Raw genomic sequence first — 18,293 nt, 5'->3', positions numbered from 1 at the left:
TATACTGCCAATAGTTTCATAGGGCTTTCGTCCGCAACGTCACGAACTCCTCCGCCGCCGTTGGGTGCAGACCGATGGTGCTGTCGAACACCGCCTTGGTGGCGCCGGCGTTCATGGCCACGGCCACGCCCTGGATCATCTCCGGCGTGTCGTCGCCCACCAGGTGGCATCCCACCACCCGGTCGCTGGCGCGGTCCACCACCAGCTTCATCAGCATGCGCTGGTCCCGGCCGGAAATGGTGTGCTTCATGGGCTTGAAGTTGGTGCGGTAGATGTCGACCGCCGGATAGACGGCGCGCGCCTGCTCCTCCGTCATGCCGCAGGTGGCGACGGGGGGGATGGAGAACACGGCGGTCGGGATGTTGTGATAGTTCACGCTGCGCGGCTTGTTGCCGTACAGGGTGTCGGCCAGCACATGGCCCTCGGCCGTGGCCACCGGCGTCAGGTTCACACGGTCGGTCACGTCGCCCAGGGCGTAGATGTTGGGCACGGTGGTGCGGTACTGGTCGTCCACCTTGATGGCGCCGCGCTCGTTCAACTGCACGCCCACGCGCTCCAGCCCCAGGCCGCGCACGTTGGGCCGGCGGCCGGTGGCGTAGAGCACGGCGTCCAACTCCAGCGTCGTGCCGTCGGACAGGGTGGCGACCAGGCAGCGGCCCGTCTTTTCCAGGCTTTCGATGGTGGTGCCGGGGCGCAGGTCGACGCCCGCCTTGACCATCTCCGCACCCAGGAAATCCCGCACATCCTCGTCAAAGCCGCGCAGCAGCTTGTCGCCCCGGTAGATCTGCGTGGTGCGGGATCCCAGGCCGTTGAACACGCCGGCGAATTCCGTGGCGATGTAGCCGGCACCGACGATGGCGATGTGTTCGGGGCGCTTGTCCAGGTGGAACACCTCGTTGGAGGTGATGGCGTAGTCGCGCACGCCGGGCTTCTCCGGCAGTTCCGGCCAGCCCCCGGTGGCGATCAGGATGCGCTCCGCCGTCACGCGCTTGCCGCCCACGTCCACCGTGTGCTCGTCCACGATGGTGGCACGGGCCTCGAAGATGGTGGCGCCGGCATTCTCCAGCAGGCGGCGGTAAACGCCGTTCAGCCGGGTGATCTCCGCATCCTTGTTGGCGATCAGGCGCCGCCAGTCATGGTCCCGGGCTTCGACGTCCCAGCCGTAGCCGGCGGCATCCTGGAAACCGGCGGAGTACTGTGCGGCGTAGACCAGGAACTTCTTGGGCACGCAGCCGACATTCACGCAGGTGCCCCCCAGGTACCGTTCCTCCGCCACCGCCACGCGGGCGCCGTACCCGGCCGCGATTCGGCTGGCGCGCACCCCGCCGGAGCCGGCGCCGATGGTGAAAAGGTCGTAGTCATAGGCGGCCATGGCCGAATTCCCTGTGATGGAAGGGGGGTGTTGCACGAACGGGTGTGCCCAGATGTCGTATCTTTTCCCATTCCGCGCAAGGGATGGCGACGCGGTGGAATTGTGTCGCCGGGCGCATGCTACCCTGCACCTCGAACAGGGTGGGCCCGGCGTAGGCATGGGGCCGCCGGCACTGGGAATGGGGGATGGTGGCATGGTGCGCATGAAGAGCCGCGTCGCGGCGGTGGCGATAATGGTGGCGGGCCTGGGGGCGTCGGGTCTGACGGCGGGTGCCGCCCGCGCCGAGATCAAGCTGGGCCTGGGCGCGCCCTTGACCGGCCCCAACGCCGTGGTGGGTGAGCAGTTGCGCCGGGGCAGCGAGCAAGCGATCAAGGACCTGAACGCCAAGGGCGGTGTGCTGGGCGAGCAGGTGGTGCTGATCCAGGCGGACGACGCCAGCAACCCCAGCCAAGGCGTGGCCGCGGCCAACAAGCTGATCACCCAGGGCGTGGTGGCCGTCATCGGCCATTACAACTCCGCCGTCTCCATCGCCGCCGCCAAGGTCTATTCCGAGGAAGGCGTGGTCCAGATCTCTCCCGGCTCGACCAATCCGCAGCTGACGGAAATGGGCAGCCACACCACCTTCCGCACCTGCGGGCGCGACGACCAGCAGGGCGAGGTGGCGGCCCAGTACATCGCCAAGAATTTCCCCAAGGCCCGCATCGGCATCCTGCAGGACCAGACGACCTATGGCCGGGGCCTGGCGGACGCCACCCGCGCCGCCCTGGCCAAGCTGGGCCTGAAGGAAGTGGTGTATGAGGCGGTGACGGTGGGTGATCGCGACATGTCCTCCGTCATCACCCGCATGAAGGACGCGCAGGTCGATTTCGTCTATTTCGGCGGCCTGCACACCGAAGCCGGCCTGCTGGTGCGCCAGATGGCGGAAAAAGGCCTGAAGGCCAAGTTCATGGCGGGCGACGGCATCGTTTCCAATGAGTTCTGGAACATCACCGGCGCCATGGGCAACGGGGTGTTGAACACCTTCGGCGCCGATTACCGCCAGCAGCCCGTGGCGGCAGAGGTTGTGAAAAGCTTCCGTGCCCAGAATTACGAGCCGGAGGCCTACACCCTTTATTCCTATGCCGCCGTGCAGGCCTGGGCCCAGGCGGTGACCACGGCCAAGAGCACGGACCCGGCCAAGGTGGCCGACGCCTTGCACAAAGGCAGCTTCCAGACTGTGATCGGCCCCCTCTCCTTCAATGCAAAAGGAGATCGCACCACTGCCGATTACACAGTTTACCAATGGCGCGATGGATCCTATACCGAGGTCAAGTAGTGTGAATTAGCCTTCCCTCGGTTCAGGAATCACAGTTCAATGCGTGTCCCTTCCTTCGCGCGTGCCGCCGTCCTTGCCCTGCCCCTGCTGTCGATCAGCCTTCCCGCCTTGGCGGACATCAAGATCGGTGTGGGTGTTCCGCTCAGCGGCCGCCTGGCAGCGGTGGGCACCCAGCTGCGCCGGGGTGCCGACCAGGCCGTGGCCGACATCAACGCCAAGGGGGGCGTGCTGGGGCAGAAGCTGGTGGTGGACGCGGTGGATGATGGCGGGGAGCCGACGCAGTCGGTCGCCGCCGCCAACCGCCTGGTCACGGACCGCGTCGCCATGGTCATGGGCCACATGACCACCGGCACTACCATGCCGGCGGCCCAGGTCTACGCCGACGAGGGCGTCATCGTCATCACCCCCAGCTCCACCAGTCCGGAGTTGACCGCCCAGGGATGGGACACGCTGTTCCGCACCTGCGGCCGGGACGACCAGCAGGGCCAGGTCATCGGCGCCTATCTGGCCGAGCATTACAAGGGTGGCAAGATCGCCATCGTCGACGACCAGACCACCTACGGCAAGGGCCTGGCCGACGCCGTGCGCGCCACACTGAAGGCCAAGGGCGTGGCCGTGGCCCTGAACGGCACCCTGACCGCGGGCGAGAAGGACTTCAGCAGCATGGTCACGCGCCTGAAGTCGGCGGACGTGGACGCCGTGTTCTACGGCGGTCTGTACCCCGAGGCCGGATTGCTGGTGCGCCAGTCGCGCACCGCCGGCCTGAAGGCGGCCTTCCTGGCGGGCGACACCCTGGCCAGCGATGAATTCTGGACCACCGCCGGCGCCATGGGCGAAGGCGTCATGATGGCCTACAACGCCGACGTGCGGCAGAGCCCCGCCGCCAAGGAGGCGCTGGAGAGCTTCCGCAAGAATGGCGGCGAACCCAACATCTTCTCGCTCTACTCTTACGCCGCCGTCCAGGTCTGGGCCCAGGCCGCCGCCAAGGCGGGCAGCACCGACCCCAAGAAGGTGGCCGCCGTCCTGCACAGCGGCCAGGAATTCATGACCGCCGTCGGGCCCGTCTCCTACGACGCCAAGGGCGACCGCAAGCAGAACGACTACGTCATCTACGCCTGGCACAACGGCGCCTACGCCCCGCTGGCCAAATAGTGATCGTCTGGCGTTGCATCATGGAAAGGCCGCCGCCCCAGCCGGGTGGCGGCCTTTTTCTTGTCAGTCGGTCGCCACCGGCAGCCCCAGGGCATGGCGCACCTTGCCCTCCGCCGTGGTCGGCGGCTCGAAGGGGTTGATGGTGCTTTTCAGGTGGCCGGCCGGGTCCATCAGGAAGATGGCGGCGTTGTGGTCCATGCCGTAGTCGGCCGGGTGCGCGTCGGGGGGCAGCGGCGTGCCGTCGGTCGATACCTTGCGGTATTCCACCTTGTAGCTGGCGGCGGCCTGGGCGACCTGTTCGGCCGTGCCGGTCAGCGCCGCGATGTGCGGATTGAAATTGGACATGTAGTCCTTCAGCACCGCCGTGGTGTCGCGCGCCGGATCGACGGTGATGAACAGGCCCTGGACCCGGTCGGCGTCCGGCCCCAGGCCGTCCAGGATGACGCTCATGGAGGCCAGGCCCGTGGGGCAGACGTCGGGACAGTTGGTGTAGCCGAACATGACCATCAGGACCTTGCCGGCATAGGTCTTGTCCGTGACCGCCCTGCCGTCCTGGTCGGTCAGGGCGAAGGGGCCACCGATGGCGGCCAGGCTGGTCACACCGTCCTGTCTTGGCGTCGTCAACGGCCGGCCGATGACGCCCCAGGCGCCAATGGCGACGGCACCCAGCACCAGGATGGGGCCCGCCCAGCGCAGGACGGCGAAGCGTTGGGACGGGGGCTGGTGGGGCATGGCAGGCTCAAGGCAACCCAGGGGCCCGCCATTTGGAACCCGACCGCGCGCCAGGTCAAGGTTCAGCACCCTTCCCACCCGACCGATGCGCCCTTTACAAGGGTGGCCCCGCCCGACTATCCCCTGCGGTCGACGGGCCCGCCGACCAAGGGGACGGCCCATCCGGGCACGGTGAGAAAAGGACACGCGAATGGCCAAGGATTACATGCCGCCGGCGGACTTCCTACGGGATCTGGTCGACGAGGATGTGGAGATCGAGGCGGACGACACGGCCACGGTCAAGCGCCTGCTGTCCTTCTTCAAGGACCCCGACGCCGCCAACCGCGACTGGGCGGTGTTCCTGCTGGGCCAGTCGGAGGTGGACACCAAGGCCGTGCGCGACGCCCTGGTCCAGGCGCTGAACGATGAGGACGACAGCGTGCGTGCCGAGGCGCTGGTGGCCCTGGCCCAACGCGACGGCGACCTGGCCCGCCCCCATGTGCTGGAAGCGCTGAGCGCCGAGGGCATCTACCCCACCGTGTTCGAGGCGGCGGCGCTGTGCGCCCATCCCGACCTGATCAAGCCCCTGCGCGGCTGGCTGAAGGCCACCGGCGACAAGGAGGTGGACCAGATGGTGGCCGAGGCCGTCGCCGCCTGCGAGGCGAGCGCTCGATAAAGACGCCCCCGCGCCGGCGATCAGGCGGCCTCGACAACGAACATCGTCGCTTGCTGGGCTTCCCGGCGTTCCGCCTTGATCGGGGCGTAGGCCTCGGACTCATAGAACGCCAGCGCTTGGGCCAGCGTCGGAAACTCCAGCACGCCCGCCATCGGCAGCGGCATGTCGTCACCCTCAAGCACCTGCGCGACGCGGCCGAAGTACAGGATCCGTCCGCCGGCCTCCTGCAAGGCGGCCTGGAAGCGGGGGGCGAGCGCCGCCTGCTTGGCGGGATCGATGATGCGTAGATGGATATGCACGTAAGCGGGCATGGAGATCTCCTAATAGTGCATATACATTATATGGCGGCGCGGGATTGTACAGGGGCCATTGCAGAATGAACGACGTTGATCGGGGCGCCTTCCGGGCCATCGCGGCGGAATGTCCGGGCTTCCAGGCCAGGGCGACCGCGCGGGCGATCACGCGCTATCACAACGCCTGCTTCAGGCCCCTGGGGCTGACGGCCGAGCAATTCAGCCTGATGGTGGGAATTGGCGCGGCCGAGGGCGCCACATTGGTTGAACTCGCGCTCAGCGCGGGAGTGGACACGACAACCCTCAGCCGCAATATCCAGACCCTGGAAAAGCGGAGCTGGGTCAAGGCCGAGGGCGGACGCGGCCGTAGCGGCAAGCGGCTCAGCCTCACGGCGTCAGGACGCCATCTCCTGTCCGAGGCTCTTCCGGTATGGAGGCACGCTCAGGCGACACTGTCGCAGCGCCTGGGCGACAACCAACTTCAATTGCTGAGGCGGGCGATGGCGGAGTTGGCCGTTGCCGTGGAGCCCCTGGCGCCCAACACCCTTGAGGACGCCGGACAACCCCTGCCCTAATCCTCCGCGCTGTCCTCCACCGCCCGCGGCAGGGCGGCGTCATCGCCACCGCGGGAGAACAGGGTGGTGATGGCGGGGCGGGCGTCCAACAGGCCGGCGGCTCGCAGATCGTCCACGCCCGGCAGGTCGCGCAACGATTCCAAACCGAAATGATCCAGGAAGGCCGGGGTGGTCAGCCAGGTGAGCGGCCGGCCCGGCGTCTCGCGCCGGCGGCCCGGCTTGATCCAGCCCGCTTCCATCAGGATGTCCAGCGTGCCCTTGCTGGTGGCCACGCCACGGATGCTCTCGATTTCCGCCCGGGTCACCGGCTGATGGTAGGCGATGATGGACAGCGTCTCCACCGCGGCGCGGGACAAGCGGGAAGTCACCTCCGTTTCCCGCTGCAGCAGGGGCGCCAGGTCCGGCGCCGTCCGGAAGGCCCAGCGGCCGGCGGCCGCCACCAGATGCACGCCGCGATGGCTGTAATGGGCCTGCAACTCGTCCAGCAGGCCGCGCAGGTCCGCGCCCTCGCCCAGGCGGGCGGCCAGGGCGGCCTCCTCCACCGGCTCGGCCGAGGCGAACAGCACCGCCTCCACCAGGCGCAACTGTTCGGCGCGGCGGTCGAAGCCCTCTTCCAGCTCGGCAGGCGCCTCTATGACGGTTTCGGCGGTCATGGCTCTTTATCCGGGATCGGCGGTGCGGCGGGCGTATCGGTGCGGCGGACGTACAGGGGGCCGAAGGTGCCGTCCTGCCGCACCTCCAGCTGGCCGGCCTTGGCCAGTTCGAGGGTGGCGACGAAGGTCGCCGCCAGGGCGGACCGGGCCTTCAGCTTGTCCTCCCGGCTGGTGCCGCCGCCGCGCCAGTCCGGTGGCAGGAAACGGTCCAGGCGGGTCCAGTCCGGCAGGCGGCCCAGCATGGCCTCCACCCGGCGGATGGCGTCCTCGATGGTGAACAGATCCACCGGCGGCAGGTGCAGCGGACCGGTCTTCTGTTGCCGGCGCTTGATGTCGCCATAGGCGCGCAGCAGATCATAGAGCGTCACCTCCGTCACCCGCCGTTCGAACACCGGCAGGTCCTCGGGCGCCCCCCGGGGAAGACGTCGCGGCCCAGGCGCGGCCGGGCCATCAGGCGGGCGGCGGCGTTCTGCATGGCCTCCAGCCGTTGCAGTTGGAAGGCCAGGGCCTGGGCCAGTTCCTCGCCCGTCGGCTCTTCCGTCTCGGGCGTGGGCAGCAGCAGGCGGGATTTGAGATAGGCCAGCCAGGCGGCGGTCACCAGGTAATCGGCCGCCACCTCCAGCCGCAGGCGCCGCGCCTCTTCCACGAAGGCCAGGTACTGCTCGGCCAGGGCCAGGATGGAGATGCGGGTGAGGTCGACCTTCTGGTCGCGGGCCAGGGTCAGCAGCAGGTCGATGGGGCCTTCGAATTCCCCAAGATCGACCAGCAACGCGGGCTCCCCCTCGCCCGCCGGCTCAAGGGCGGGGGCGGCGCTCCAGTCCTCATCCGGGCCCCGCGCGTCGGCCATCAGCTCAGTCCCGTCACCGTGGCGATCACGTTCCACAAGCCGCTGGTCGGCCACCGCACCAGCCACATGTAGGGGTCGTAGGCCGACAGGCCCATCTTATTGAAAAGGTAGGGCAGCAGGAAAAAAATCGTCAGCAGGATCATGTTGCCCCGCACCTCCTGCGCCGCGAACCACTGCGCCTGGCGGTAGGGCAGCAACTGCTCCAGCACCTTGCCGCCGTCCAGCGACGGGAAGGGCAGCATGTTCAGCACCCCCAGCATCAGGTTGATCTGGATGCCGGCCACGAAATTCTGGCCCACCCAGTCCGCCACCGAGGCCGGCAGCAGGAAAAGGGTGTGCAGCAGCAGGGCGAAGACGATGGCCAGCAGGAAGTTCATGCCGGGCCCGGACAGCGCCACCAGCGCCATGTCGCGGCGCGGGCGGCGCAGCCGGCTTTGCGTGACGGGTACGGGCTTCGCCCAGCCGAAGACGAAGCCGGTGAACAGGAACAGCGAGGCCGGCATCAGGATGGTGCCGATGGGGTCGATGTGCTTGCCCGGGTTGAAGCTGACCCGCCCCTGGCTATAGGCGGTGTCGTCGCCCAGCTTCCACGCCACCCAGGCGTGGGCCGCCTCATGCAGGGTGATGGCCAGCACCATGGGGATGGCCATCACGGAAAGGCGGACGATCAGTTCCTGAATTGAGGTGTCCAAAGGGGTCAGTCCCAGTTACCGGCAAGGTCGATGAGGCGCGCGCGCCAGGCGGCGACGGTGGCCGCGTCGGCGGCGACGCCATTCGGGCGGCGGGCCTGGGCCCGGGCCCAGCGTTCCCGTGCCTGTTCCGACAGGCGGGGCACCACGGCGGCCACGGCGGCCATGTCCTCCACCGTGCCGTTGCAGTGCAGGGCCACGTCGCAGCAGCCGTCGGCCACCACGGCGGCCGCACGCTCCGCCACCGTGCCCGACAGGGCCTGCATGTCCAGGTCGTCGCTGAACAACAGCCCGTCGAAGCCGATCAACCCGCGCACGATCCTGGTGATGACCAGGGCCGAGGTGCTGGAGGGATGCTGGGCATCCACCGCGGTGAACAGGATGTGGGCCACCATGCCCGCCGGCAGGTCGGACAGGGCCTTGAAAGGGGCGAAGTCCACCGCCTCCAGCGTCGCCAAGTCCGCCGTCACCGTCGGCAGTTCCTTATGGCTGTCGGCCAGGGCGCGGCCATGGCCGGGCAAATGCTTCACGATGGGCAGGACGCCGCCGGCCAGCAGGCCCTCAGCCTGGGCGCCCGCCAGCAGGGCGACCCGGGCCGGGTCGCGGCCGAAGGCGCGGTCGCCGATGACGTCGTGGGCGCCCGCCTGCGGCACGTCGGCCACCGGGGCGCAATCCATGTCGATGCCCAGCGGCGCCAGGGTGGCGGCCAGCAGCCGGCCGTGCAGCCAGGCGGCCTCCTTGGCCAGGTCGTCATTGGCGATGGCGCCGATGCGGCCGGCCGGCGGCAGGGAGGGCCAGTGTGGCGGACGCAGGCGGGCCACGCGGCCGCCCTCCTGGTCGATCATGATGGGCGCGTCGGGCCGGCCCACGCTGTCGCGCAGGGCGGCCGTCAGGGCCATCACCTGCTCCGGCGTCTCGCAATTGCGCTTGAACAGGATGAAGCCCAGGGGATTGGCCGCCGTGAACAGCGCCCGTTCCGCCTCGGTCAGGACGGGGCCGGCGCAGCCGAAGATGACGGCCGCTGGAATGGTGGGGGTGGTCATCGCAAGCACCGCCTTAATGTACGGGGATGCAGCCGTCCTTGGCCGCCTTCACCGCCTCGCAGATGCGCTTGGCCTGGGCCTCGTCGATGGGGCCCGCCTGGACGCGGTAATAGATACCCTTGGCGCCCAGGTCCGCCTTGACCAGGCGCAGGCTGAGGCCGCCCAGGATGGCGGCGTGCTTGCGCTGGATGCGCTGCATTTCCGCCTCCGCCTGCGGTTCGGAGGGGATGGAGGCGAACTGCAGCTTCACCGACCCGCCGCCCGGGCTTGCGGGGGCCGCGGCCGGCGGGGCCACCGGCTTTTCCGCCGGCTTGGGCGTGGGCGTGACCGGAGCGGCGGCCACCGGCTTGGGCACCACCGGCTGAGGAGCCGGCTGCGCCGTCGGCGGCGCCAGCGGCGTGGGCGCGTTGGCCTGCGCCGCCTGCTGCTGCGCGGGCGGCTTGGCGGCCGGAACTGGCGCCGCCGTCACCGGCTTCGGGGCGGTGGTACCGGGCGTCGTCGGGGGCAGCACGGTGGGCGGTGGGGCAGCCGGGGCCGCCGGTTGGGCGGCCGGGGCTTGCGCCGGCACCTGGGCAGGAGCTTGGGCAACGGCCTGGGGCGCCTGCTGCGGCGCGGGCTGGGCGGCGGGCGGCGGGGCCGTAGGCCGTTCCATGGGCGCTTCCGGCGGGGGCAACAGACGCTCCACGCCCGGATCCGTCTTGGTGTCGGCGCGCAGCCGGTCGTAGATCAGCCGGTCCTGGTTGGGCACGTCCATCCCGCCCGGCGTCTCCGGCTTCACCTTCGTCGGGCCGGGGTCGGCATGGATGATGGGGGCCACCGCCTCCGTCCCCGCGCGCTGGCCCTGGGTATAGACGAAGTAGATCAGCCCGCCGAAGCTGCCGACGGCGGCCACCACCACGCCCAGGCTCAGCAGTCCGCGCCGGCGGGGCGCCGGCTGACGCCGCCCCTGCCAGTCATAGCCGGGATCATAGTCGTAGTCGGGGTCGCCGTGATGGTCGTGCATGTCGCTCATGGGATCAGCGCAACTCCTCGGCCGGCACCACGCCCATGATGGCGAGGCCGGACGCGATGACCAGGGACACCGCCGTCACCAGGGCCAGGCGGGCCCGGGTCAGGGCGTCATCGCCCTTGATGATGAAGCGCAGGGTGGCGTCGTCCTTGCCCTGGTTCCAGAAGCCGTGGAAGGCGGCGGCCAGATCCTGCAGGTAATAGGCGACGCGGTGCGGCTCATGCGCCTCAGCCGCCGATTCGACCGTGCGCGGCCAGTTCAGCATCAGGCGGATGAGGTCCACCTCGGCCGTGGAGGCCAGGCCGTCGAAGGACACGGCCGACAGCGCCTCACGCGACAGATCCCAGTCGGCGTGCAGGCTGGCGGCTTGGCGCAGGACCGAGCGGCAGCGGGCATGGGCGTACTGCACGTAGAACACGGGGTTGTCCTTGGACTGTTCTGTCACCTTGGCGTAGTCGAACTCCAGCGTCTGGTCGTTGCGGCGGGTCAGCATGATGAAGCGCACCACGTCGCGGCCCACGGCGTCCATGACGTCGCGCAGGGTGACGAAGGTGCCGGCGCGCTTGGACATCTTCACCGGCTCGCCATTCTGCAACAGGTGCACCAGCTGGCACAGCTTCACGTCCAGCGCGGCCTTGCCGTCGGAAATGGCCTTGGTCGCCGCCGCCATGCGCTTCACATAGCCGCCGTGGTCGGCGCCCCACACGTCGATCAGCACCGGGCAGCCGCGCCGGTACTTGTCGTAGTGGTAGGCGATGTCGTTGGCGAAATAGGTCCACGACCCGTCGGACTTCTTCAGCGGGCGGTCGACGTCGTCACCGAACTGGGTGGCCTTGAACAGGGTCTGGGGACGCGGCTCCCAATCATCGGGCTTCTTGCCCTTGGGCGGCTCCAACACGCCGACATAGATCAGGCCGGCATCCTCCAGGGCCTTGAAGGCATGGTCCACGGCACCGCTGTCCACCAGCGCGCGCTCGCTGCTGAACAGGTCGTGATGGATGTTGAGGGACGCCAGGTCTTCCTTGATGCCGGCCATCATCTGGTCAATGGCGAAGGAACGCACCGGGGCCAGCCACTCCTCCTCCGGCAGGTCGCGCCATTTGGCGCCGTCCCGCTGGGCCAGGGCGTGGCCCACGTCTTTCAGGTATTCGCCCGGGTACATGCCGGCCGGAATCTCGATGCCCTCTTCGCCCAGCGCCTCGCGATAGCGCAGATGGGTGGAGCGGGCCAGGACGTCCACCTGGGCGCCGGCGTCGTTGATGTAATACTCCCGCGTGACGTCGTAGCCGGCCTTTTCCAGCAGGGCGGCCAGGGCGTCACCCACCACCGCGCCGCGAGCATGCGCGGCGTGCAGTGGGCCGGTGGGGTTGGCGGAGACGTATTCCACGTTCACGCGGGTGCCGTTGCCGATGGTGCTGGCGCCGAAGCCCACGCCGGCCGTCAGGACGTCGGCCAGGCGCGCGCGCCAGTAGCTGGGCGCCACGCGCAGGTTGACGAAGCCGGGGCCGGCGATGGTGACCTCGGTCACGTCCGGCAGGGCGCGCAGATGCGGCGCCAGCGCCTCGGCGATGGCGCGGGGCGGCTTGCCCGCCGGCTTGGCCAGCACCATGGCGGCGTTGGTCGAGATGTCGCCATGCGCCGCCTCGCGCGGCGGCTCCACCGTCACGCGGGAGAGGTCCAGCCCGGCGGGAATGCCGCCGTCGGCCGCCAGGGCCTCCAGCGCGCGGCGGACCAGGGCTTCGAATTCCTTGTAGACGTTCATGGCGTTAGAACCGGCAAATCCAAATAGGGACACGCTCGCCGGCCATGGTGACCGGCGGCGGGGCACCATACAAGGTTCCTGCGGTGCAGGTCACGGGCGGAGTTGGACGGGCTGGGTTCATCAGGACAATGGATCGGCTCCGAAGCGGTTGGCGCCCGGCGTCCCCCGGAGGCAGCCAAGTTCGATGCAGAGCCAGAGCCCACCAACGAAGGGAATCAAATAGACCAGCATGAACCAGCCGCTTCGATTACGGTCGTGACAGCGTTTGACCAAGACGGCGAGGCTCGGCCACCAACTCGCCACGGAGATAACCATCAACAGCGCGCCAACCGCTGGAGGGAACGGGTTTCCCGGCCCGCCACGGAGGAATACCGCGCTATCCGCCGTGCTAAGAACGAGCAAAATCACCAAAGCACCAAGGATGAGTCCAGGTATCTGGAACTTCAGCCAAAACTCCCCACGTGAAATTCGCCCATTGAACGACAGCAAGAACCAAGACCAAGTAAAGGGCGCTCGCCGCAAAGACGATACGTTGACGCCCTCGATGATATCCTCCATGCATCCTCGGATCGCTTGAGTTTCGCAGGTGGAATAGAGCTACCCGGCGATCAATTGCGCCTGGCGGATGGCGAAGCGGTCGGTCATGCCCGCGACGTAGTCCAGCAGGCCGCGCACCCAGGCCGCGCGCTCATAAGGCAGCTGACGCGACTCCGGCATGGTTTCCAGCAGCGAGGCCCAGCGGCGCGGCAGCTTGGCGCCGGGACCCAGCTTCTCCCGGTCCAGCAGCGCTTCGCCATAGGCGTCCAGCAGGGTGGTGATGGTGCGGGCGGCGATGATGTCGGTCTCGCAGCGCTGCTGGCCACGGTAGATGCGCTCGTGGCTCACCTGCTCGATCTTGCGCAGGGCGGAGGCGCGCGCGGACAGGGTCAGCAGGGGATGGCAGAACTCGCCGGCCATCAGCTGCGGCAGCCGGTCCAGGAAAATCTCCGCCGCGTCGCGCACCAGCCGGTCGATGGCCTGGGCGCGCAGGAAGATCAGCTTGCGGTCCTCATCCTCCAGGGTCTTGTAGTCCGCCTCCCAATCCTTGGACGTATCGTCGCGGATGAAGGCCAGCAGCAGATCCTCGGCATGCTGGAAGCTCAGCATGCGCATCTTGGCCGCGTCCTCGATGTCCACCACGTGGTAGCAGGCGTCGTCCGCCGCCTCCACCAGATAGGCCAGCGGGTGGCGGCACCAGGCGCCCGGCCCCTTTTCCACCAGACCCACCTCCGCGGCGACCTCCGTGAACACCGTCTGCTCGCTCTCGAAGAAGCCATACTTGCGCTTGTGCGGCCGTTTCACCGGCCCGTCCGGCACCTCCACCCCCCAAGGGTATTTGGCGCCCGCCGCCAACGTCGCCGCCGTCAGTTGCAATCCGCCCACGCCGCGCCAGCCCTGCAGCCGGGTCAGCACGCGGAAGCCCTGGGCGTTCGCCTCGAACTTGCACAGCTCCGCCTGCTCGACATCGCCCAGGCCCGCGCGGATGCGCCGGCCGATGTCGCTGTCGGCGAACCAGTCGGAGATCACGTCCTCGCCCGTGTGGGCGAAGCAGGGGGTGCCCACGTCGTGGGCCAGCGAGGCGGCGGCCACCACATGGCCGATGTCCGCCGGCGTCGCCTTCACCTCATAGTCCACGCTGCGCAGGATGGCCGGCCCCACCCACATGCCCAGCGAGCGCCCCACCCGCGCCGCCTCCATGGAGTGTGTCAGGCGGGAACGGACGTAATCCGACCCGCCGATGCCGTGCACCTGCTGCTTGTCGGCCAGGCGGCGGAAGCTGGTGGTGAAGGTGATACGGTCGATGTCGATCTCATAGGCGCTGCGGTGCGGCAGTTCCGCGTCGGCCGTCGTCTTGGCCAGGCGCTTGCGCGACAGCAGGCTGTTCCAGTTCATCATCGCCGCATACCTCATGCCAGACCGGTGCGGGCGCCGAATGGTTCCTGGTCCTTTGACGGAACCGTTCGGAGCGCCTACATACTACGGGCGTTACAGAGGAACGCCGCCCCTGTCCAGTCGCCTTTTCAACAGGTACGTGGGCGCGGGGGGCGCATTCCACAACTGGAAAGACACCCGTCGATGACCATGACCGACATCGCCGCCGATACCGTCCCCCCTCCCCCGCGCGCCATGAGCCTGAGCGCCAGCGCCGCCAAGCGCGTGCACAAGCTGGCGGAGATGGAGGGCGGGCCCGACGTCATGATGCGCCTGTCCGTGTCCGGCGGCGGCTGTTCCGGCTTCCAGTACGGCTTCAGCTTCGACGCCGCCCTGAACGAGGACGACCATGTGTTCGAGCGCGACGGCGCCCGGCTGGTGGTGGACGACACCTCGCTGGACCTGCTGGCCGGCGCCGAGGTGGACTTCGTCGAGGAATTGGCCGGGTCCTACTTCAAGGTCAACAATCCCAACGCCAGTTCCTCCTGCGGCTGCGGGCAGAGTTTCTCGCTTTAAGTCGGGCCTCAGGCGCCGGCGCGGCCATCCGGCCGCTTGGCTATCCTCGCTGCGCCCTGCGGTGCTCGTTCCGGCGGACGCGGTCGCGTCCTAGGGGGAGGGGAACGGCGACCGGGCCATCGTAGCAAGCCCCTCGCCTTGGGCTTGGCTTCCCTCTAAGGTGCGCCGAAACCGCCGCCTGATGAGAGCCTTCCCATGCGCATCGCCACCTGGAACGTGAACTCGGTCAAAGCCCGCTTAGGCAACGTGACCGAGTGGCTGGACAGCGCCAAGCCGGACGTCGTGCTGTTCCAGGAGATCAAGTGCGAGACGGGCGCCTTCCCGCTGCAGGCCTTCCAGGACCTGGGCTATCACTGCGCCGTGGTGGGGCAGAAGGCCTACAACGGCGTCGCCCTGCTGTCGCGTAAGGAACCCACAGACGTCATCACCCGCCTGCCGGGCGAGCCGGAGGATGAGCAGGCCCGCTATGTCGAGGCGACGGTGGGCGGCGTCCGCATCGCCAGCCTGTACCTGCCCAACGGCAACCCTGTGGGCACGGAGAAATACCCCTACAAGCTGCGGTGGATGGACAGGCTGAAGGCCCACGCCGGCGGCCTGCTGGCGCGGGAGATCCCCTTCGTCCTGGGCGGCGACTACAACGTCATCCCCGAGGCCCGCGACGTCTACGACCCCGCCGCCTGGATCACCGACGCCCTGTTCCGGCCCGAGACCCGCGCCAAGTTCCGTGAGATCACCCATCTGGGCCTGGTGGAGGCCTTCCGCGCCGTGCACCCCGACGCCGAGCGCGCCTTCACCTTCTGGGATTACCAGGCCGGCGCCTGGCCGCGCGACAACGGCCTGCGCATCGACCATTTCCTGCTGTCGCCCCAGGCCGCCGACCGCCTGGTGGGCTGCGCCATCGACAAGGGCCCGCGCGGCAAGGAAAAGGCGTCGGACCACACGCCGGTGGTGTTGGAACTGGCAATCTAACTAGTTTCAAGAATGCTTTTGGCGACAAGGCGTGCAGTTACAACCTGAGCCGGGTTTTGTAGTCGCCCGTGAATGATTTCTAAGCCGTTGGCCGACCATGGTGTTTGGCTGGTAGTGCTGTAATCGAATTTGCAGGAAAGAGGGGGCTTGGCCTCCGCTTTCTTGCAATTTGGAGATCCCCTTTTGGGCCATTTCGTGATTCGATTCCCCCTGTGAACAGCGGTGGGAACAGGCCATGTCACGACCCCGGGACACCCGACAGAAAGACCTTCTGCGTCCAGCCCTGGACCAGATCATCGACCTGAAGCACCCACTGGTGGTGCTGTCGGGCAAGATCGACTGGGGCTTTCTGGAACAGCGCTTGGGTGGGGTCTATGGCGGCGGACCAGGCCAGCCGCCGTTGCCGGTCCGGCTGATGGCGGGCCTGCTGATCCTGAAGCACATGCACAACCTGTCGGATGAGGTGCTGACCGCCCGCTGGGCGGAGAACCCCTATTTCCAGTTCTTCTGCGGCGAGGAGGTCTTCCGCCACGACCTGCCCTTCGACCGGTCGTCGCTGTCCCGTTGGCGCCAGCGCCTGGGCGAGGAGCGGCTGGCCGCGCTGATCCAGGAGAGCCTGCGGGTGGCCCAGGCCACCGGCGCGCTCAGCACCCGCGACTTGGCGCGCGTGGCGGTGGACACCACCGTCCAGCCCAAGGCCGTCGCCCACCCCACCGACGCCCGCCTGACCCACAAGGCCATCGAGAAGCTGGTCGCCTTCGCCAAGGACAACGGCCTCACGCTGCGCCAGAGCTATCTGCGCGTGGCCAAGAAGGCCGCCATCATGGTCGGCCGCTACACCCACGCCCACCAACACAAGCGCGCCAACCGGGAACTAAAGTTCCTGCGCACCCGTCTGGGCCGCCTCATCTGTGACATCAACCGCAAGGTCGCCGCCAAGGCCCCAGACCTCCTGGCCCGCTACGGCCCCTTACGTGACCTGGCCATCAAGGTCAGCATGCAGACCCAGCGCCAGCGCGGGCAGAAAGTCTACTCCCTCCACGCCCCCGAGGTCGAATGCATCGGCAAGGGCAAGGCCCGCGCCCCCTACGAGTTCGGCTGCAAGGTCAGCGTCGCCGTCCCCATCACCAAGCCCAAGGGCGGCCTCTTCGTCCTCCACGCCCAGGCCCTGCACACCAACCCCTTCGACGGCCACACCCTGGCCAAGGCCGTCGCCGACATCAAAGCCAACACTGGACGCGAGCCGGACCGCGTCCACGTCGACAGGGGCTATCGCGGCCATGACCATCCCAACAAGTTCAAGGTCTGGATCACAGGCCAGGTCCGCAGGACTACCACCGCCATCAAACGGGAGATGAAGCGCCGCGCCGCCATCGAGCCCATCATCGGCCACCTCAAGGCCGAGCACCGCATGGGACGGAACTACCTCAAGGGACGCCACGGCGACCGTATCAATGCCGTCCTCGCAGCCGCTGGCTTCAACTTCCACCTCCTCGTCAGGTGGTTCCAGGACCTTTGGCGTGCCCTGCTCTGCGCTCTCCAAATCCAAAACGAAATGACCCTGATCAGCTCAAATTGAACCGGTCAGGGCCATTCTTCACGGGCGACTGTCTAGCTCGTTAGAGAGCCAATGGGGCTTCTTTTCAGGAACGCTAATACCAGCCAAAATTATATGCTTATCCGAAGCGTTTCCCACCGCGCCTGAGTCATCCAGATATAGAAGATACATTTGCCCACCAGGCGGAAGGCGGCCGGGAGGAGCACAAAGCCCCAGCGACCTGCTACAGCAAGTCTCCCAACCGCAGAATGCAACTTAGCCCAGAACACCGTCGCCATCAATAAAAATCGCACCGCAAGAAAATATACACACATTTATTCAGTAATAAATAACAATACCCAAGCTTATGGCGAGCCAATTCGGCCAAAATCGTAAATAACTAGTGATTATACACCAACATAGAATAAATCATGCCGCCGAATTGCGTGTGTTTCGCAAAGTAACACAACCTAAAAAAGATCGATATTAGCTTAAAAAGGAGATAGCTCTCACCGTGTCAGGACATAATAAAAATTATAACGATGGCGCGAATTGTCCCATCTTTGTCCGCCAGCCTCATTATCCCATGGTATGCTGCGGGCTAGCATCCAGGCCATCACCCAACCCTGATGGCAGGAGACAGCCCCCATGAGCACCGCGACGCCTACCGCCTTGATCATCATCGACGCGCAGGAATCCTTCCGTCACCGCCCCTATTGGGTGGAGGCGGAGTATGAGGCCTACCGCCCGGCGCAGCAGGCGTTGGTGAACGGGGCCAAGGCGCGCGGCGTGCCTGTCGTGCAGATCTTCCACGTGGATGGCGAGGCGCCGTTCAGCCTGGAGTCCGGCACCATCCGCACGCTGGCGGGGCTGGACATCGCGCCCGATGTCACCTTCCACAAGGCGCGGCACAGCGCCCTGGTGGGCAGCGGCCTGGATGTCTGGCTGATCAGCAAGGGCATTCGCCGCGTCATCATCTCCGGCGTACGGACGGAGCAGTGCTGCGAGACGACGACGCGCCATGCCTCCGACCTGGGCTTCGACGTCACCTACGTGACGGAGGCGACGCTGACCTTCCCCATGACCGACGCGCGGGGCCGCACCTGGCCGACGTCCGAGATCAAGGCCGCCACGGAGCTGGTGTTGGACGGCCGCTTCGCCCGCATCGCCACCGTGGCCACGGCCTTCGACGCGTGAGAGCCG

The 18,293-nt window shown here is 67.6% G+C and carries 20 protein-coding genes; 8 read left to right on the top strand and 12 right to left on the bottom strand.

Features of this window, described 5'->3' with window-relative positions; genetic code table 11:
- Positions 1-16 precede the first annotated feature (16 nt).
- Positions 17-1,372 carry a glutathione-disulfide reductase gene (gor, locus tag UAJ10_RS25335; protein ID WP_322918053.1) on the bottom strand — a complete coding sequence of 452 codons (1,356 nt, stop codon included), beginning with the start codon at positions 1,370-1,372 and terminating at the stop codon, positions 17-19.
- A 193-nt stretch (positions 1,373-1,565) separates the two neighbouring features.
- On the opposite strand from gor, the gene UAJ10_RS25330 reads away from it, so the two are divergent.
- Together UAJ10_RS25330 and UAJ10_RS25325 are read left to right on the top strand one after the other, a co-directional pair.
- On the top strand, positions 1,566-2,687 hold the full coding sequence (locus UAJ10_RS25330; protein WP_322918051.1) for a branched-chain amino acid ABC transporter substrate-binding protein: 1,122 nt from the start codon (positions 1,566-1,568) through the stop codon (positions 2,685-2,687).
- Positions 2,688-2,726: 39 nt separating this feature from the next.
- Positions 2,727-3,839: a branched-chain amino acid ABC transporter substrate-binding protein gene (locus UAJ10_RS25325; RefSeq protein ID WP_322918049.1), complete on the top strand. Its 1,113-nt coding sequence runs from the start codon at positions 2,727-2,729 to the stop codon at positions 3,837-3,839.
- A gap of 63 nt (positions 3,840-3,902) precedes the next feature.
- Here the strand turns inward: UAJ10_RS25325 and UAJ10_RS25320 are convergent, their stop codons facing one another.
- Entirely contained in the window at positions 3,903-4,571 is a 669-nt protein-coding gene (locus UAJ10_RS25320; protein WP_322918047.1) for an SCO family protein, read from the bottom strand.
- Between the two features lie 190 nt (positions 4,572-4,761).
- Between UAJ10_RS25320 and UAJ10_RS25315 the strand changes: the two genes are divergently transcribed.
- Entirely contained in the window at positions 4,762-5,226 is a 465-nt protein-coding gene (locus tag UAJ10_RS25315) for a HEAT repeat domain-containing protein (RefSeq protein WP_322918046.1), read from the top strand.
- A 20-nt stretch (positions 5,227-5,246) separates the two neighbouring features.
- Here the strand turns inward: UAJ10_RS25315 and UAJ10_RS25310 are convergent, their stop codons facing one another.
- Complete coding sequence (locus tag UAJ10_RS25310; RefSeq protein ID WP_322918044.1) at positions 5,247-5,537, bottom strand: DUF1330 domain-containing protein; 291 nt, start codon at positions 5,535-5,537, stop codon at positions 5,247-5,249.
- A gap of 65 nt (positions 5,538-5,602) precedes the next feature.
- Between UAJ10_RS25310 and UAJ10_RS25305 the strand changes: the two genes are divergently transcribed.
- Entirely contained in the window at positions 5,603-6,094 is a 492-nt protein-coding gene (locus UAJ10_RS25305) for a MarR family winged helix-turn-helix transcriptional regulator (RefSeq protein WP_322918042.1), read from the top strand.
- Here the strand turns inward: UAJ10_RS25305 and scpB are convergent.
- From scpB to dgt, 9 genes are all read right to left on the bottom strand, one after another.
- The gene (gene scpB, locus UAJ10_RS25300; RefSeq protein WP_322918041.1) at positions 6,091-6,747 is read right to left on the bottom strand and encodes an SMC-Scp complex subunit ScpB; all 657 of its coding nucleotides are present in this window, start codon (positions 6,745-6,747) and stop codon (positions 6,091-6,093) included. The genes UAJ10_RS25305 and scpB overlap by 4 nt on opposite strands.
- Positions 6,744-7,139: a segregation and condensation protein A gene (locus UAJ10_RS25295; RefSeq protein WP_322918039.1), complete on the bottom strand. Its 396-nt coding sequence runs from the start codon at positions 7,137-7,139 to the stop codon at positions 6,744-6,746. Before UAJ10_RS25295 ends, scpB begins: the two co-directional genes overlap by 4 nt.
- The gene (locus UAJ10_RS25290) at positions 7,121-7,594 is read right to left on the bottom strand and encodes a segregation and condensation protein A (RefSeq protein ID WP_322918037.1); all 474 of its coding nucleotides are present in this window, start codon (positions 7,592-7,594) and stop codon (positions 7,121-7,123) included. The genes UAJ10_RS25295 and UAJ10_RS25290 overlap by 19 nt, the downstream gene beginning before the upstream one ends.
- On the bottom strand, positions 7,594-8,286 hold the full coding sequence (locus tag UAJ10_RS25285) for a site-2 protease family protein (protein ID WP_322918035.1): 693 nt from the start codon (positions 8,284-8,286) through the stop codon (positions 7,594-7,596). Before UAJ10_RS25285 ends, UAJ10_RS25290 begins: the two co-directional genes overlap by 1 nt.
- A 5-nt stretch (positions 8,287-8,291) precedes the next feature.
- Entirely contained in the window at positions 8,292-9,326 is a 1,035-nt protein-coding gene (nagZ, locus tag UAJ10_RS25280) for a beta-N-acetylhexosaminidase (RefSeq protein WP_322918033.1), read from the bottom strand.
- A gap of 13 nt (positions 9,327-9,339) precedes the next feature.
- Entirely contained in the window at positions 9,340-10,338 is a 999-nt protein-coding gene (locus UAJ10_RS25275) for an SPOR domain-containing protein (RefSeq protein ID WP_322918032.1), read from the bottom strand.
- Positions 10,339-10,342: 4 nt separating this feature from the next.
- Positions 10,343-12,097, bottom strand: coding sequence for an arginine--tRNA ligase (argS, locus tag UAJ10_RS25270; protein WP_322918029.1), 1,755 nt, complete (start codon positions 12,095-12,097; stop codon positions 10,343-10,345).
- Between the two features lie 120 nt (positions 12,098-12,217).
- Positions 12,218-12,655 (bottom strand): DUF805 domain-containing protein, encoded by a 438-nt coding sequence (locus UAJ10_RS25265; protein ID WP_322918028.1) that lies wholly within the window; start codon positions 12,653-12,655, stop codon positions 12,218-12,220.
- 39 nt (positions 12,656-12,694) lie between these two features.
- Entirely contained in the window at positions 12,695-14,032 is a 1,338-nt protein-coding gene (gene dgt / locus UAJ10_RS25260; RefSeq protein WP_322918027.1) for a dGTP triphosphohydrolase, read from the bottom strand.
- 180 nt (positions 14,033-14,212) lie between these two features.
- On the opposite strand from dgt, the gene erpA reads away from it, so the two are divergent.
- The 4 genes from erpA to UAJ10_RS25240 all read left to right on the top strand — a co-directional run bounded on the left by erpA (position 14,213) and on the right by UAJ10_RS25240 (position 18,287).
- Positions 14,213-14,584, top strand: coding sequence for an iron-sulfur cluster insertion protein ErpA (erpA, locus tag UAJ10_RS25255; RefSeq protein ID WP_322918025.1), 372 nt, complete (start codon positions 14,213-14,215; stop codon positions 14,582-14,584).
- A gap of 195 nt (positions 14,585-14,779) precedes the next feature.
- A complete protein-coding gene (locus UAJ10_RS25250) occupies positions 14,780-15,553 on the top strand; it encodes an exodeoxyribonuclease III (RefSeq protein WP_322918022.1) in 774 nt (257 codons plus the stop codon).
- 235 nt (positions 15,554-15,788) lie between these two features.
- Complete coding sequence (locus UAJ10_RS25245; RefSeq protein WP_322918020.1) at positions 15,789-17,132, top strand: IS5 family transposase; 1,344 nt, start codon at positions 15,789-15,791, stop codon at positions 17,130-17,132.
- Positions 17,133-17,738: 606 nt separating this feature from the next.
- Complete coding sequence (locus UAJ10_RS25240; protein ID WP_322918018.1) at positions 17,739-18,287, top strand: isochorismatase family protein; 549 nt, start codon at positions 17,739-17,741, stop codon at positions 18,285-18,287.
- Positions 18,288-18,293: the final 6 nt, after the last annotated feature.

The organism is Nitrospirillum guaranorum (assembly GCF_034653275.1).
In the GTDB taxonomy this organism is placed as follows: domain Bacteria; phylum Pseudomonadota; class Alphaproteobacteria; order Azospirillales; family Azospirillaceae; genus Nitrospirillum.
This window is presented reverse-complemented; position numbering and strand designations above follow the sequence as displayed.